Source organism: Sphingomonas suaedae (genome assembly GCF_007833215.1).
GTDB lineage: Bacteria > Pseudomonadota > Alphaproteobacteria > Sphingomonadales > Sphingomonadaceae > Sphingomonas > Sphingomonas suaedae.
Map to the genome: position 1 here is coordinate 398,822 of NZ_CP042239.1, position 14,324 is coordinate 413,145.

At 65.0% G+C, this 14,324-nt stretch carries 16 protein-coding genes and 1 riboswitch; of the genes, 8 read left to right on the top strand and 8 right to left on the bottom strand.

The features are described 5' to 3' along the window. Nucleotides 1-80: 80 nt before the first annotated feature. From FPZ54_RS01965 to FPZ54_RS01985, 5 genes are all read right to left on the bottom strand, one after another. Nucleotides 81-779, bottom strand: coding sequence for a 2OG-Fe(II) oxygenase (locus tag FPZ54_RS01965; protein ID WP_145844581.1), 699 nt, complete (start codon nucleotides 777-779; stop codon nucleotides 81-83). An 87-nt stretch (nucleotides 780-866) separates the two neighbouring features. After that, complete coding sequence (locus FPZ54_RS01970) at nucleotides 867-1,760, bottom strand: RcnB family protein (RefSeq protein ID WP_145844583.1); 894 nt, start codon at nucleotides 1,758-1,760, stop codon at nucleotides 867-869. A 124-nt stretch (nucleotides 1,761-1,884) separates the two neighbouring features. Further along, nucleotides 1,885-2,400 carry a (2Fe-2S)-binding protein gene (locus FPZ54_RS01975; RefSeq protein ID WP_145844587.1) on the bottom strand — a complete coding sequence of 172 codons (516 nt, stop codon included), beginning with the start codon at nucleotides 2,398-2,400 and terminating at the stop codon, nucleotides 1,885-1,887. Next, nucleotides 2,378-2,653, bottom strand: a complete 276-nt coding sequence (locus FPZ54_RS01980) for a hypothetical protein (RefSeq protein ID WP_145844589.1) — start codon at nucleotides 2,651-2,653, stop codon at nucleotides 2,378-2,380. The genes FPZ54_RS01975 and FPZ54_RS01980 overlap by 23 nt, the downstream gene beginning before the upstream one ends. A 90-nt stretch (nucleotides 2,654-2,743) precedes the next feature. Then, on the bottom strand, nucleotides 2,744-3,202 hold the full coding sequence (locus tag FPZ54_RS01985) for a MaoC family dehydratase (RefSeq protein WP_145844591.1): 459 nt from the start codon (nucleotides 3,200-3,202) through the stop codon (nucleotides 2,744-2,746). 358 nt (nucleotides 3,203-3,560) lie between these two features. On the opposite strand from FPZ54_RS01985, the gene FPZ54_RS01990 reads away from it, so the two are divergent. Then, nucleotides 3,561-4,397, top strand: a complete 837-nt coding sequence (locus FPZ54_RS01990) for a hypothetical protein (protein ID WP_145844593.1) — start codon at nucleotides 3,561-3,563, stop codon at nucleotides 4,395-4,397. Between the two features lie 32 nt (nucleotides 4,398-4,429). Here FPZ54_RS01990 and FPZ54_RS01995 read toward each other — a convergent pair whose 3' ends face one another. After that, nucleotides 4,430-5,305 carry a LysR family transcriptional regulator gene (locus FPZ54_RS01995; RefSeq protein WP_145844594.1) on the bottom strand — a complete coding sequence of 292 codons (876 nt, stop codon included), beginning with the start codon at nucleotides 5,303-5,305 and terminating at the stop codon, nucleotides 4,430-4,432. Between the two features lie 98 nt (nucleotides 5,306-5,403). Between FPZ54_RS01995 and FPZ54_RS02000 the strand changes: the two genes are divergently transcribed. Then, on the top strand, nucleotides 5,404-6,555 hold the full coding sequence (locus FPZ54_RS02000; protein ID WP_145849523.1) for an isovaleryl-CoA dehydrogenase: 1,152 nt from the start codon (nucleotides 5,404-5,406) through the stop codon (nucleotides 6,553-6,555). Nucleotide 6,556: 1 nt separating this feature from the next. Here the strand turns inward: FPZ54_RS02000 and FPZ54_RS02005 are convergent, their stop codons facing one another. Next, a complete protein-coding gene (locus tag FPZ54_RS02005) occupies nucleotides 6,557-6,895 on the bottom strand; it encodes a DMT family protein (RefSeq protein ID WP_145844596.1) in 339 nt (112 codons plus the stop codon). 87 nt (nucleotides 6,896-6,982) lie between these two features. On the opposite strand from FPZ54_RS02005, the gene FPZ54_RS02010 reads away from it, so the two are divergent. The 5 genes from FPZ54_RS02010 to FPZ54_RS02030 all read left to right on the top strand — a co-directional run bounded on the left by FPZ54_RS02010 (nucleotide 6,983) and on the right by FPZ54_RS02030 (nucleotide 12,475). Next, a complete protein-coding gene (locus FPZ54_RS02010; RefSeq protein ID WP_145844598.1) occupies nucleotides 6,983-7,798 on the top strand; it encodes a polyamine aminopropyltransferase in 816 nt (271 codons plus the stop codon). Continuing rightward, complete coding sequence (locus FPZ54_RS02015; protein ID WP_145844599.1) at nucleotides 7,795-9,396, top strand: carboxyl transferase domain-containing protein; 1,602 nt, start codon at nucleotides 7,795-7,797, stop codon at nucleotides 9,394-9,396. Before FPZ54_RS02010 ends, FPZ54_RS02015 begins: the two co-directional genes overlap by 4 nt. Before the next feature lie 10 nt (nucleotides 9,397-9,406). Beyond that, nucleotides 9,407-9,772, top strand: a complete 366-nt coding sequence (locus FPZ54_RS02020; protein WP_145844600.1) for a hypothetical protein — start codon at nucleotides 9,407-9,409, stop codon at nucleotides 9,770-9,772. A gap of 210 nt (nucleotides 9,773-9,982) precedes the next feature. Next, complete coding sequence (locus FPZ54_RS02025) at nucleotides 9,983-10,417, top strand: endonuclease domain-containing protein (protein WP_145844602.1); 435 nt, start codon at nucleotides 9,983-9,985, stop codon at nucleotides 10,415-10,417. Nucleotides 10,418-10,594: 177 nt separating this feature from the next. After that, nucleotides 10,595-12,475 carry an acetyl/propionyl/methylcrotonyl-CoA carboxylase subunit alpha gene (locus tag FPZ54_RS02030; protein WP_145844603.1) on the top strand — a complete coding sequence of 627 codons (1,881 nt, stop codon included), beginning with the start codon at nucleotides 10,595-10,597 and terminating at the stop codon, nucleotides 12,473-12,475. A 227-nt stretch (nucleotides 12,476-12,702) separates the two neighbouring features. Here FPZ54_RS02030 and FPZ54_RS02035 read toward each other — a convergent pair whose 3' ends face one another. Further along, the gene (locus FPZ54_RS02035) at nucleotides 12,703-13,464 is read right to left on the bottom strand and encodes a class II aldolase/adducin family protein (protein ID WP_145844604.1); all 762 of its coding nucleotides are present in this window, start codon (nucleotides 13,462-13,464) and stop codon (nucleotides 12,703-12,705) included. Between the two features lie 89 nt (nucleotides 13,465-13,553). Next, a riboswitch (yybP-ykoY riboswitch) is annotated at nucleotides 13,554-13,734 on the top strand. Nucleotides 13,735-13,753: 19 nt separating this feature from the next. On the opposite strand from FPZ54_RS02035, the gene FPZ54_RS02040 reads away from it, so the two are divergent. Then, the gene (locus FPZ54_RS02040; protein WP_145844606.1) at nucleotides 13,754-14,323 is read left to right on the top strand and encodes a TMEM165/GDT1 family protein; all 570 of its coding nucleotides are present in this window, start codon (nucleotides 13,754-13,756) and stop codon (nucleotides 14,321-14,323) included. The last annotated feature ends 1 nt before the right edge of the window (nucleotide 14,324 follow it).

Below are 14,324 nucleotides of genomic sequence, written 5' to 3' on the forward strand. Positions count from 1 at the left end.
CGTTCCCCCACCCGACCGCCTAACGACAGTCTATTCTGTGGATGGCCGGGTGGCGGAGAGGGCCAGTGCCGCGCGTCCGATCAATAAGTTCGTATCGGCATGTTGATCCAGGGGTGCTCGCGAAACCATTTGGTGATGATGTATTTGACGCCCTGCACCACCGGCGTCCCTTCATGCAGCGTGCCCAGATTGGGTGATCCGTCGGGCTTCATATTGTTCCAGGCGAGCAGCAGCCCGCGCTTTGGCGCGACGCGCACGCCCGCCTGTGGGAACCAGGTCGCGCCACCCTCCTCGACATCGTTGAGATAGATCATCGCCGTCCAGGTACGCTGGCCGCCCGATGCCTTCATCGCGGGCCAATAATCCTGCTGTTCGTTGAACCAGTCATAATGGGCGCGGAACTGCTGCCCCGGCGCATAACGCTGGCCCTGCATCGTCTCGCCATGTTCGGGCGGGATGTCGAGCAGCGCCGCCATCCGTTCGTCGATCGGGCGGACGTCGGGCGACCAGCGGTCGAGATCGCAGCTTTCGCTGGTGCGGAACTCGGGGTCCTCCGATGCGGCGAGAAGGGTCGAGGGGCGACGGTTGGCGTCGATCATCGCGATCAGCTTGTCGCATTCCGCATCGCTCAGAAAACCCGGATGATAATAGATCTCCGCCTGCTCGACCCTGGCGCGGCGGATGGCCGGATTGGCGCCAAGCCGTTCGGTTACCTTCTTGCTCGTGCGGGCGCGGACGATCGATCCTGCGGGGGTTTTGGGTCGCGAAAAGATGCTCATGCCGCGCAATTTGCCGCCCGGGCGATGAAACGCAAGAGGCCCGGCCGTTTCCGACCGGGCCTCCGCGCGTGACGACGTGCGAACCGCTTACCAGAAGATGTCGTAGATCACGTCGACGACATAGCCGGTCCGGATATCGACGAGCAGCGCATCATTGTAGTAGCGCACCCAGCGATACGGGCCGTAAGCTGGCGGCAAGCGGTAGTAGAAGGGATCGTTGATCCAGTAGCTCGGTGCGAACAGCATCGAACCAATGGTCAGGCCGATCGAGAAGCGGCGATAGCCATAGCGATATCCCGCAGGGGCGTAATAGCGCGGCAGGCGATAGACGTGGCGGTTGCGGGTGCGATAGCTGCCCCAGTCATAGCGGCGATCACCGCGCCAGCTGCGGTTCCAGCGCCGCGAATCGTCCCAGCCGCGGCGATATTGCTGCTGGTCGCGCCAGTCGCCATAGCGGCGTTGCTGACGATAGTCCTGACGCCCGTCGCGCTGGTCGCGACGGAAATCCTGCCGATCGTCACGGCGGTCGCGGCGGAAATCCTGACGATCATCGCGCCGATCGCGGCGGAAGTCCTGCCGGTCGTCGCGGCGGTCCTGCCGGAATTGCGGCGGAGTCACCTGACCCTGGCGAAGGTCGCGACGGTCCTCACGGCGCTCCTGCCGGAAATCCTGGCGATCGTCGCGGCGTTCCTGGCGAAATCCCTGGCGGTCGTCGCGTCGTTCCTGACGGAACTCGCGACGCGGCGGCTGCTGCTGCGCGCGTTGCGCTGGGGCCTGGCGCTGCTGCACCACCGGACGCTCGGCCTGAGGCCGCTGGGCACGATAGGTCTGGCGCTGTTCCTGGCGTTGCGCGCGAACCTGCTGGCGCTGCTCGCGTGCTTCCGCACGACGTCCGTCGCGATTTCCGCGGTCCTGCGCAATGGCCGCGGCGGGGGTCAGAATGGTAGCGCCGATCAACGCCGCCAAGATGAGCTTCTTCATGTCGTTCCTCCGCTCCCGGCCCATCGCCGGCGTTCAGAATAGCGTGAAACTAGAGCAGTTCATCTGACACGCTTCTGAATTGTCCTGACAGCATATTGAAAGAAACGGTGCCAGCATCCGTGCCCTAGTCCTGTGCAGGTTCCTCGGATGCGGCGGTTTCGCGCCGGTCCAGCACGATCTCTTCCTCGCCACGCGCCACCCGCGCCGCGCGCCCGATCGCCTCGACCAGGCGGGGGTAGATGCCACAGCGACACAAATTGGTGATCGCCCCCGCAATTTCCTCGTCCGAAGGGTTGCGATTCTTGCGGAGCAGCGCGGCCGCGCTCATCACGATGCCGGGGATGCAATAGCCGCACTGGACCACGTTCCCCGCGATCAGCGCCTGCTGGACGGGATGATTGCTCTCCTGCGCCAGCCCCTCGATCGTCGTCACGAACGTCCCTTCGGCCTGCGCGATCGTCATCTGGCAGGAACGCACCGCCGCGCCATCGATATCGACCGTACAGGCCCCGCAATCACCGGTGCCGCAACCATATTTGGTGCCCGTCAGGTTTGAAGCGTCGCGCAGCGCCCAGAGCAGGGGGGTGCGCGGATCGAGCTTGTATTCGACAGGCTGATTATTGACGGTGAAACGGGTCATGGCGGCGCTTCTTAGCGCGCAATGTACGGCTTGCCCATGTCAGGAGCCGGTGCAGTCGGCTTCGTGCGGGTTTCCGCTCGCTACCCTCCAGCAGGCTGGCGGCGGCGTCGTAATGCCCCGCCATCTCGGCGCGCACGATGCGCACCCGCGCGCTCGCCGCGCGGATCGCATGGCGCCGCTCTTCCTCCGCACGCTGGCGCAGCATCGGCGCGTCGGCCGCCGCATCGATCCCCGAACCCCCGCGCTCGCGCATTGCGTCTCCCCCTGCCGATGCCTCCGCTATCGACCGGCCAGGGTTAAGGGGCGGAAATCAAATGGGCAGATTAAATCCGTTTCGGATCAATCAGTCCTTGCCCGGCACCGAATGGAGTAATGCGCTTCTCAGGCACGAACAAACGATCTCGTCGCGCTGGTTGAGCATGATGTGGCGGAAGGTGACGATGCCCTGTCCTGGCCGCGACTTGGACGGGCGCAGTTCGACCACCTCGCTCTCGGCACGCAGCGTGTCGCCGATAAACACCGGGCTCGGCATCCGCACCTCGTCATAGCCCAGATTGGCGACCAGCGTGCCCAGCGTCGTATCGCCCACCGAAATCCCGACCATCAGCGCAAAGGTGAAGGTGCCATTGACCAGGATCCGCCCAAACTCACTTGCCCCGGCGGCTTCGGCATCCAGATGCAGCGGCTGCGGATTATGGGTGAGGGTGGAGATCAGCAGATTGTCCGTCTCGGTCACCGTGCGGCGCAGCTCGTGCACGATCCGGTCACCCACCTGCCATTCGTTGAAATAGCGCCCCGCCATCACCGTCTCCTCTGCCGCCCCACTTAACGCGCGAACCGGGTTTGTCAGTCCCAAATCATCCCTCCCCTGAGCTTGCTCAGGGGAGGGGGACCGCCCGCGAAGCGGGTGGTGGAGGGGCGGCCGCGCAGACAGCCGTAAACAGCTCGGCAAAGTTCCGCCGTCTGCGCGGCGGCCCCTCCGTCGCCTTCGGCCCCACCTCCCCTGCGAAGCAGGGGAGGGATTAGGCTGGGTCGGAGACGCGCGAAAGCCGATTGTCCGCATGCCAGCCCCATTGCGGTCATTGCCCGTCGTGCAACTCTGATTGATAAGCTGCAACAGGTGCGCCAATATAGCAGGATAGCATGACACGGGGGCGAAGTTGCGGGAGTTCGAAACCTTAGGGCAGTACCATGACAATTGGGCATGGTTGCTGCTTTCTGCTCCCGATCGGTTTAAATGCCCCCTTACAAGTCGTTTGGAAGTCGATCAGCGTCGCGCACTACTAGAGGCCTTCGAGCAGCTTCGTTCTGGGTTCCACTTCGTGGAGCGTAAGCTAAAGGACCAGCGGCTGGCGAGAGTGGCTGCCGAACTGATCGAAATGTCGCTGGAAGCGTATTTGGCAGGAGACGCCAAAACAGGCTCGCACATGCTTCAGGAATGTGAAGGCCTCATATGGCCTAGCCAGCGACGGAACGCAAAATATGCCATTGAGGCCGAGAGGCGGGCCTTTGGAACGAACATGATTTACGCGGGTATGGCCCCGTCGCCCTTTCCATACGAAGGCACGGCAGCTGATCTGAGCCCCAATCAGGCCAAGCTATTAGCTTTGGCAATGAAATGGAGCCGAGCCTGGCAGGAGCAGGGAAAAGAATTCAGTTCTATGTCCTGGGTAATCGACATGGATGGGGTCGTGCGACGTACTTCAGCCCAACCAAAGGAAGACGAACATCCTGCTCTTCAGCCTGTGCAACGTTCGTGGGGTTACAAGCGGCTGAAGGAACTCGGAGAAAATGGTCAAATCCAAGCCTGTGTTCTGATGGAGATTGTAGGTCCACAAGGAGATGGGCTCGTTGGCTACGATCTTGAGGAGCGAGGGCTGCCGCGGGTCAGTGCTGTGCAACTATTCAAGCAAAAGGTCGGCGGCATCCAATACGATCAGATGCGCTTCCATCTCCACGAACCGCAATTTTTCCCGCCCGAAGCGGAGCATGCTTAGCAGCAGTCTTACACCCTATAACAGACACAGAATCACACCCCGTCAGCCCCACTCCCGCCAAACACCCCCCGCAGCGCGTCCACAACCGCCGCCATCCCCTCGCGCGCATCCTCCCCCCGCACCAGCACCAAAGTCCGCCGCAGATCGAACCCGATCAGCGCCGGGTTGGCCACCCCCGCATGCCGATGCGACGCGGGCACCACCGTCGCGCCCAGCCCCGCCGCGACCATCGCCAGCGCGCGGTCATCGTTCGGCGTGCGCAGCGCAAAGCTCGGGCGGATGCCGCGCCGGGTGAAATAGCGGCTCGTCTCCGGCAGCGCCTCACAGCTGCGCCGCACGATCATTGTCTCGCCCGCCAGTGCCTCGCCCGGCAGCGCCGCTTCCCCGGCCAGTCGATGCCCGACCGGCAGCGCGAGCAGATAGGGTTCACTGCGCAGCGCCTCGCCATCGCCCGTCGCGTCGCCCTGCACCGCGGTCAGCGCCAGATCGACCCGCCCGCGCGCGAGTTGCTGCGCCAGCACCGTCGCATTGCCCTCGACCAGCTCGACCGCCAGCCCCGGCGCCTCGGCGGAAATCCGCGCGACCAACCCCGCCAGCTCGCCACTCGCGATCGTCGTCAGTACCCCCAGCCGGAGCGTCGCGGGTTGCGCGATCCCGCCCACCGCCGCCGTCGCCAGGTTAAACTCGCGCTCGATCCGCCGCGCATGGACCGCGAATTGCGACCCCGCTTCGGTCAGCTCGATGCGCTGGCTCGACCGCCGCAGCAGCTTCGCGCCCACCTCGCGCTCCAGCTTGGCGATCCCCGCCGACAGCGTGGGTTGCGACACCGCCATCTGCGCGGCGGCGGCGGTGAACGTCCCGCTATCGATGACGGCGAGGAAATAGCGCAGCAAATAGCGTTCGATCATAGACACCGTCTATGCTGTCCCGCGCTGCCTTTCAATTTCCCGCAGCGCGCATCGGGCGCTAGAGTGGCGCAAAATAAGTTCAGGAGAGCGCCATGAGCCTGCCCCAGATGGATTTCGCGCTGGGCGAGACCGCGGACATGATCCGCGAAACCACCGAACGCTTCGCCCGCGAACAGATCGCGCCGCTCGCCGCAAGGATCGACGCCGACGACTGGTTCCCGCGCGACGAACTCTGGGCACCGATGGGCGAACTGGGCCTGCACGGCATCACCATCGCGGAGGAGGATGGCGGCCTCGGCCTCGGCTATCTCGAACATGTCATCGCGTGTGAGGAAGTCAGCCGCGCCTCGGCCTCGATCGGCCTGTCCTACGGCGCGCACTCCAACCTCTGCGTCAACCAGATCGGCCGCTGGGCGAACGCCGAGCAAAAGGCGAAATATCTGCCCAAGCTGATCAGCGGCGAACATGTCGGCAGCCTCGCCATGTCCGAAGCCGGCGCGGGTAGCGACGTGGTCGGCATGAAGCTGCGCGCCGAGCATCGCGGCGACCGTTACGTCCTCAACGGCACCAAATTCTGGATCACCAACGCCGCCTATGCCGATGTCCTGGTCGTCTACGCCAAGACCGGCGAAGGGTCGCGCGGCATCACCACCTTCATCATCGAAAAGGGGATGAAGGGGTTCGAGATCGGGCAGAAGATCGACAAGATGGGGATGCGCGGCAGCCCCACCGCCGAACTCGTCTTCACCGATTGTGAAGTTCCGCAAGAAAACGTCATGGGCCCGCTCAACGGCGGCGTCGGCGTCCTCATGAGCGGCCTCGATTACGAGCGCACCGTGCTGTCGGGCATTCAGCTCGGTATCATGCAGGCCTGCCTCGACGTCGTCCTGCCCTATCTGCGCGAGCGCAAGCAGTTCGGCCAGGCGATCGGCAGCTTCCAGCTGATGCAGGCCAAGGTCGCCGACATGTATGTCGCGCTCAATTCCGCCCGCGCCTATGTCTATGCCGTCGCCAAGGCGTGCGACGCGGGCAAGACCACCCGCTTCGACGCCGCCGGCGCGATCCTGCTGGCGTCCGAAAACGCCTTCAAGGTCGCGGGGGAGGCGGTGCAGGCCCTGGGCGGTGCGGGCTATACCAGGGACTGGCCGGTCGAACGCTTCCTCCGCGACGCCAAGCTGCTGGACATCGGCGCCGGGACCAACGAAATTCGCCGGATGCTGATCGGGCGTGAACTGGTGGGGGCCGCTTGATCTATTTCCCGACGAACAGGAAGGCGACCGCGGCCATGATGCACGCGAACGCGGCGAAATGGCGCCAGTGCAGCGCCTCGCCCAGTATCGTGACCATGAACACGCCGAACACGGTCAGCGCGATCGCCTCCTGCGCGATCTTGAGCTGTCCCGGCGTCCAGCCGGTGGCAAAGCCGATCCGGTTGGCCGGAACGGCAAAGCAATATTCGACTCCGGCGATGGCCCAGGACAGCAGGATCACGCCGAGCAGCGGCTTGCTCATCCCGCTTTTGGTCAGATGCCAATACCAGGCGATCGTCATGAAGATGTTCGAAAGGGTCAGGAGCAGGATGGTTGGCATGATCGGTCCCGGATCGGCATCGCGCGCGCTGTGCGTCAGCGGCGGGGCGCTGGCAAGATGAGCAGTGGTGATGAGGCCATTGCGCCCATGGGTCCGACGGATGCCCAGATCGGGCTTTACCAGGTTCCGATCTTCGCGCCGCGTTACGCCCTTCGCGAATATGGGGCGTGGCGGGTCGGGGAGGCGAAGGTGCTGATGACTCCCGGCTATTGGTCGCCGCTGATGCTGGTGGAGAATGTGGCCGCGCTGCATCGTGGCACGGAAACCTGGATGTCGACGATTCCGATGGAGATCGAGAGCCAGGAGATCGGGGTGCGGCTGGCGCGGGGACATGTCGTGATCTTCGGCCTGGGCATGGGCTGGTCCGCAGGCGCGAGCGCGCTACAGCCTGAAGTAACCGCGGTGACCGTCGTAGAGCGCGATCCTGAGGTTCTCGAGCTGCATCGGCAGCTCGATATCTTTGCACAGCTTCCCGACGAAGCGCGGGCGAAAATCCGGATCGAACAGGGGGATGCCTTTGACTGGAAGCCTTGCGAGCCGGTTGACCTGCTGATGCCCGACATCTGGCTGCCGTTGATGTCGGACGGACGCGTCGAAGAGGTTCGGGCGATGCAGGCGAATGTCCAGGCAAAGGCCATCTATTTCTGGGGGCAGGAACTGGAGATCGCGCGCCATGCGATCGCCGCGGGACGCGCACTCGACGATGCCGGGATCGCGGCGACGATCGCGGCGTTCGACCTCCCGCTGATTGGCGCGGAATATCCCGACTATGCGGGCAAGCTGCGCAGCGCTGCGGCAAACTGGATGCGCGATCGCTGGCTTCCGGGGAGCGTGCCGCCAGACCTGACCGGCGCGACCGGAGCGCTACGCGCGATATCTATGCAAGGAGAGATGCCGGAATGAGCGGTCCCGTCCTCAAGTCGATCCTCTCCCCCGAAGACGAGACCTTCCGCACCAACGCCGCGCACAACCGCGCGCTTGTCGAGAAGCTCCGCGCCGATGTCGCGCAGGCGGCGCTCGGCGGCAGTGAAAAGTCGCGTGAAAGGCATACGTCACGCGGCAAGCTGCTCCCGCGCGAGCGCGTCGAGCGCCTGCTCGACCCCGGCGCCCCCTTCCTCGAGATCGGCCAGCTCGCCGCCTGCGACATGTATGAGGGCGAGGTCCCCGGCGCCGGCATGATCGCCGGCATCGGCCGCGTCTCGGGCCGGACCTGCATGATCGTGTGCAACGACGCGACGGTGAAGGGCGGCACCTATTACCCGATGACGGTCAAGAAGCATCTGCGCGCGCAGGAGATTGCCGAGGCCAACCGGCTGCCGTGCATCTACCTCGTCGACAGCGGCGGCGCGAACCTCCCGCATCAGGCCGAGGTCTTCCCCGACCGCGACCATTTCGGCCGCATCTTCTTCAATCAGGCGAACATGTCCGCCAAGGGCATCCCCCAGATCGCCTGCGTCATGGGCAGCTGCACCGCGGGCGGCGCCTATGTCCCCGCCATGTCCGACGAAAGCGTGATCGTGCGCGAACAGGGCACGATCTTCCTCGCCGGCCCGCCGCTGGTGAAGGCCGCGACGGGCGAGGAAATCAGCGCCGAGGATCTGGGCGGCGGCGACCTGCACGGCCGCAAATCGGGCGTGGTCGATCATGTCGCCGACAATGACGAACACGCGCTGACCATCGTCCGCGACATCGTCAGCCACCTCCCCGCCGACCGCAAGCCCGACATCGAAATCCGCGACCCGCGCCCGCCCAAATTCGACGCGGAGGATCTCTACGGCATCGTCCCCACCGACGTCCGCGCGCCCTATGACGTCCACGAAGTCATCGCGCGGCTGGTCGACGGCAGCGAGTTTCACGAGTTCAAGGCGCTGTACGGCACCACCCTCGTCTGCGGTTTCGCGCACATCTGGGGCATCCCGGTCGCGGTCCTCGCCAATAACGGCGTGCTGTTCAGCGAAAGCGCGCTCAAGGGCGCGCACTTCATCGAACTCGCCTGCCAGCGCCGCATTCCGCTGCTCTTCCTTCAGAATATCAGTGGCTTCATGGTCGGCGGGAAGTACGAGGCAGAGGGCATCGCCAAGCACGGCGCCAAGCTCGTGACGGCGGTGGCCACCGCCAGCGTCCCCAAGATCACCGTCCTGATCGGCGGGTCGTTCGGGGCCGGGAATTACGGGATGTGCGGGCGAGCCTATTCGCCAAGGTTCCTGTTCAGCTGGCCCAACAGCCGCATCAGCGTGATGGGCGGCGAACAAGCGGCAAGCGTGCTGGCCACCGTCCACCGCGACGCCGCGAACTGGACGCCGGAGGAGGCCGAAGCCTTCAAGCAACCGATCCGCGACGATTACGAAGCGCAAGGCAACCCCTGGCACGCGACGGCGCGGCTATGGGACGACGGCATCATCGATCCGGCCCAGACGCGCGACGTGCTGGGCCTCGCGTTCGCCGCGACGCTGAACGCGCCGGTGGAAGAGGGGACACGCTTCGGCGTGTTTCGGATGTGAGGGAAATTCGATGGGCTATGACTTGCACATACACCGGCGAAAAGACTGGTTAGACGAAGGTGACGACATTGAGTTGACCGAATGGGAAGCGCTTTGTCGATCCGACGCGTCGCTTGAGATTACGGGTGAGGCAACCGCCACGATACCGCAGACCGGAGATGTCATTCGCTTAAGCCGTCCCGGAATGGCTGTATGGACGGCGGCTACCGGTTCGACGTGGTTCTGGTTAGATAGAGGTGAGGTGACAACTTCCGGTGCCGACAGCGTCGTCATCGCCAAATCCTGCGAGATTGCAGAAGCACTTGGTGCTCGGGTCCAAGGGGACGACGGCGAGTTTTATCGGCCGGATGGTTCGTACTTCCATGATGATGACTAGACCGCTTCGTCCCGCGAGCGCCGTGTAAATGCGCTACCGCCGTCGCACCGCACAAATCCTCCCCGGAACGGGGAGGGGGACCATGCGTAGCATGGTGGAGGGGCCCCACCTCAAGGCCGCTCCTTTGGCCGATGGCTGGGCCCCCTCCGTCAGCGCTGCGCGCTGCCACCTCCCTCCCCGCCTTCGCGGGGACAGGCTGGGGAGGATTTGATGGACGCGCCCACACCGAAAAAGCTGCAGCCGCCCGCGCTTCGCCAACCGATCAAACAGGTGCGCCGCGCCCGCGACCAGCGCAAGAAACTCAGCCTCCCCGGAGTGCTACTCTGGCAGCAACTCCAGAAGCGTCCCGGCGGCTACCGCTTCCGCAAGCAATTCCCGCTGACGCCATACACCGCCGATTTCGCCTGCCTCTCGTCGCGCCTGCTGATCGAAATCGATGGCGAGTCGCATGAATATGGCGATCAGCCTCAACGCGACGAAGCCCGCGACGCCTTCACCGCCGCGAAGGGTTTTCGAACCCTCCGCCTGCTCGCCGTCGAAGTCCTGAACAACATGGAAGGGTGCCTGACCGCGATCGTGATCGCGTGCCGCGAGGCTGGGCCCCCTCCTGCTTCCCGCGCCGGGAAGGAACGAAACCAATCATGACCGACGGCATTCACACCACCCAAATCCTCCCCGGAACGGGGAGGGGGACCGCGACGCGAAGCGGCGTGGTGGAGGGGGCCCACCTCAAGGCAAACCCTGCCGCCGCGAGCGGGGCCCCCTCCGTCTCGCCTTCGGCGATCCACCTCCCCGTTCCGGGGAGGAACTGAGAAAGAACGCATGATCCAATCCCTCCTCATCGCCAACCGCGGCGAGATCGCCTGCCGCATCATCCGCACCGCGCGCAAACTCGGCATTCGCACCGTCGCGGTCTATTCCGACGCCGATGCCAGCGCGCTCCATGTCCGTAGCGCCGACGAAGCGGTGCACATCGGCGCATCCCCCGCGCGCGAATCCTATCTTGTCGGCGAGCGCATCATCGCCGCCGCCAAACAGACCGGCGCACAGGCCATCCACCCCGGCTACGGCTTTCTCTCCGAAAATGCCGAGTTTGCCGAAGCGGTCCAGGCCGCCGGCCTGATCTGGGTCGGCCCCGACCCCGACAGCATCCGCGCCATGGGCCTCAAGGACGCGGCCAAGAAGCTGATGCAGGACGCCCGCGTCCCCGTCACCCCCGGCTATCTCGGCGAAGACCAGTCGCCCGAACGCCTCCAGGCCGAAGCCGATCGTATCGGCTACCCCGTGCTGATCAAGGCGGTCGCGGGCGGCGGCGGCAAGGGGATGCGGCGCGTCGACGCCGCCGCCGACTTCGCCGACGCGCTGGCCAGCTGCCAGCGCGAGGCCGCCTCCTCGTTCGGCAACACCCAGGTACTGATCGAAAAATACATCCTCGCTCCGCGTCATATCGAGGTGCAGGTATTCGGCGACAGTCACGGCAACATCGTCCACCTGTTCGAACGCGACTGTTCGATGCAGCGCCGCCACCAAAAGGTGATCGAGGAAGCCCCCGCGCCGGGCATGGACAAGGCGGCGCGCTTCGCGGTGTGCGAGGCCGCGGTCAAGGCCGCGCGCGCGGCCAACTATGTCGGCGCGGGCACGATCGAATTCATCGCCGACGCGTCGCACGGCCTCCATGCCGACCGCATCTGGTTCATGGAAATGAACACGCGGCTTCAGGTCGAACATCCGGTGACCGAGGCGATCACAGGGGTCGACCTGGTCGAATGGCAGCTGCGCGTTGCATCGGGCGAACCGCTCCCGCTGCGGCAGGAAGAACTGTCGATCAACGGCCATGCGATCGAAGCGCGGCTCTATGCGGAAGATCCGGCCAAGGGGTTCCTGCCGAGCACCGGCAAGCTCGAAGTGCTCGATTTTCCGACCAATTCGCGCGTCGATACCGGGGTCGAGGCGGGATCGACCATCTCGCCCTTCTACGATCCGATGGTTGCCAAGCTGATCACCCATGGCGACACACGCGAGGACGCGATCGCGCTGCTCCGCGCCGACCTGTCCTACCTAACCGTCTGGCCGGTGCGCACCAATGCTGGCTTCCTGTTCCGCCTCCTTGGCGACAGTGATTTCCGTGCCGCTCAGCTCGATACCGGGCTGATCGAGCGGCGTGGCGAAACGCTGCTGATCGACCCGCTCCCCGGCGCGGCGGACCTGACCCATGCGCTCTACTGGCTCGACAGCGATCCGTCCGCCGAAACTTATCTCATCGCGCGCGGGCTGGAAGGCTTCCGCCTCAACCGCGCCCCCGCCACCCAGCGCGCGGTCAGCGTCAGCGGCACCCGCGTCGCATTCGACGCGACCGAGGGCGAACTGTCCTCCCACTTCTTCCGCCACCCCCGCGACGGCGCGGCGCTATTGGTGTTCGAAGGCGCAACCTTCCGCGTCACCGCCGACCGCACCGAGGGCGGCGCAGGGGGCGCGGCGGGCGACGGCGCGATCCTCGCCCCGATGCCCGGCCGCATCGTCTCGGTCGAGGTCAGCGAAGGGCAGGCGGTCACCGCAGGACAAAAGCTGCTGGTGCTTGAGGCGATGAAGATGGAGCAGGCCCTGCTCGCCCCGTTCGACGGGGTCGTCGAAACCCTCGCCGCAACTCCCGGCGCGCAGGTCCAGGTCGACGCGCTGCTGGTGAAGGTGGCGAAGGCAGAATAGCGCAGTCGCGTCCAGACTCGATAAACCGCTTTCCTACAGCACCCGATACGGCATATCTGACGGGTCCGATGGCGAACAAGGGACCCCGCGCTGCGCGAACGCGCAACCATCATGACACCGCCTCCGCGACGATGGCGGCCAAATTGTCAGTTTTGTCAGGCGGCAAAACTTACAGGATACAGCGCGTTCCGCGTAACTTCGTCAGTTTCACCGTGGCCCGCGTCCCGTCATTCCCGCCAGCTGGTATCCACCCGATCCACCAGCCGCACCATCGCCGCGAAATCCGCCGCGCCCGGCCCGCCCGGCACCTGCGCCATGTGCAGATCGCGCTGGTGCACCGCGACCACCTCCGGCGACACGGTCAGCGGCTTGCCCATCGACAGCGTCGCCAGCTGGATCTCGCACGCGCGCTGCAGTGACCAATGCTTGATGAACGCCTCGGGCAAGGTCCGTCCCATCGCGACGATGCCATGGTTGCGCAGCAGCAACATGCGCTTGTCGCCGAGATTGGCGACCAGCCGCTCGCCCTCCTCGTCGCGAACAGTCACCCCCTCGAAATCATGATAGGCGATCTGCCCCGCGAAATTGCACGCATAGAAATTGATCGGCTGCAACCCGCCTTCGAGGCTCGAAACTGCCATCCCCGCCGTGGTGTGCGTGTGCATGATGCAATGCACATCGGGCAAATTGCGGTGGAACACCGCATGCTGGACGAACCCCGCGCGGTTGACCGGATAGGGGCTGTCGCCGAGCTTGTTGCCGTCAATGTCGATCTTGACCAGGTTCGACGCCTTCACCTCGCTGAAATGCAGTCCGAACGGGTTGATCAGGAACGCGTGATCCTCCCCCGGCACCTTCAGCGTGATGTGGTTGTAGATCATCTCGGACCAGCCGAGGTGATCGAACACGCGATAGGCGGCGGCAAGCTGCTGGCGCGCCTCCCACTCGGCGTCATTCATCGTGCGGGGTGCGACAGCGGCGGTGGCCATGATCCTCTCCATTTTTCGTGGTTGCGGTATGTATGCCATGAGGTGGCGGGGGTCGGCAACTTGCGTTGCGCGGAGAGGCAGGCTAGGGGCCGTGCCAGTCATCTGGGGAGTAGCCAGCCGTCTTCGGACGGGCCTTCGCGTCAACATACTTGGTCGAGAGGCCATGGCGCGAAGGGGATGCCGCACATCGCGGTGCTCGGGCGAGACCAATGGCGCCACGCTTTCCGTCCGGCCGGGCGGGAAGGTGTGGTGTCGTTGGAGTTTCGCATCGCCCGGCCCGGAGACTATCTTGGAACCCTTCCTCACCTCCACCGCCGTGGTCGCGCTCGCCGAAATCGGCGACAAGACGCAGCTGCTCGCGATCCTGCTGGCGACGCGGTTCAAGCGGCCGCTGCCGATCGTCGCGGGCATCCTCGTCGCGACGCTCGCCAATCATTTCCTCGCGGCGCTGGTCGGGCAACAGGCCGCTGCGCTGCTGGAGGGGACGTGGTTCCGCTACCTGATCGCCGCATCCTTCATCGCGATGGCGGCATGGACCCTGGTCCCCGACAAGATCGACGATCTGGAGCACAAGCCCGCCCGCTTCGGGCCGTTCCTGACCACCACCATCGCTTTCTTCCTGGTCGAAATGGGCGACAAGACCCAGATCGCGACCGTCGCGCTCGGCGCGCGCTTTGTAGAGGTCGGTTGGGTTACGCTCGGTACGACGCTGGGAATGATGCTCGCCAACGTGCCTGCCGTGTATCTGGGCAATGAGCTGGTACGGCGCGTGCCGATGCGCACCGTGCGGATCGTTGCCGCGTCGCTGTTCCTCGCCCTTGGCATCTGGCTACTCGTCCAGACGCTTTCGGGCGGCTAGG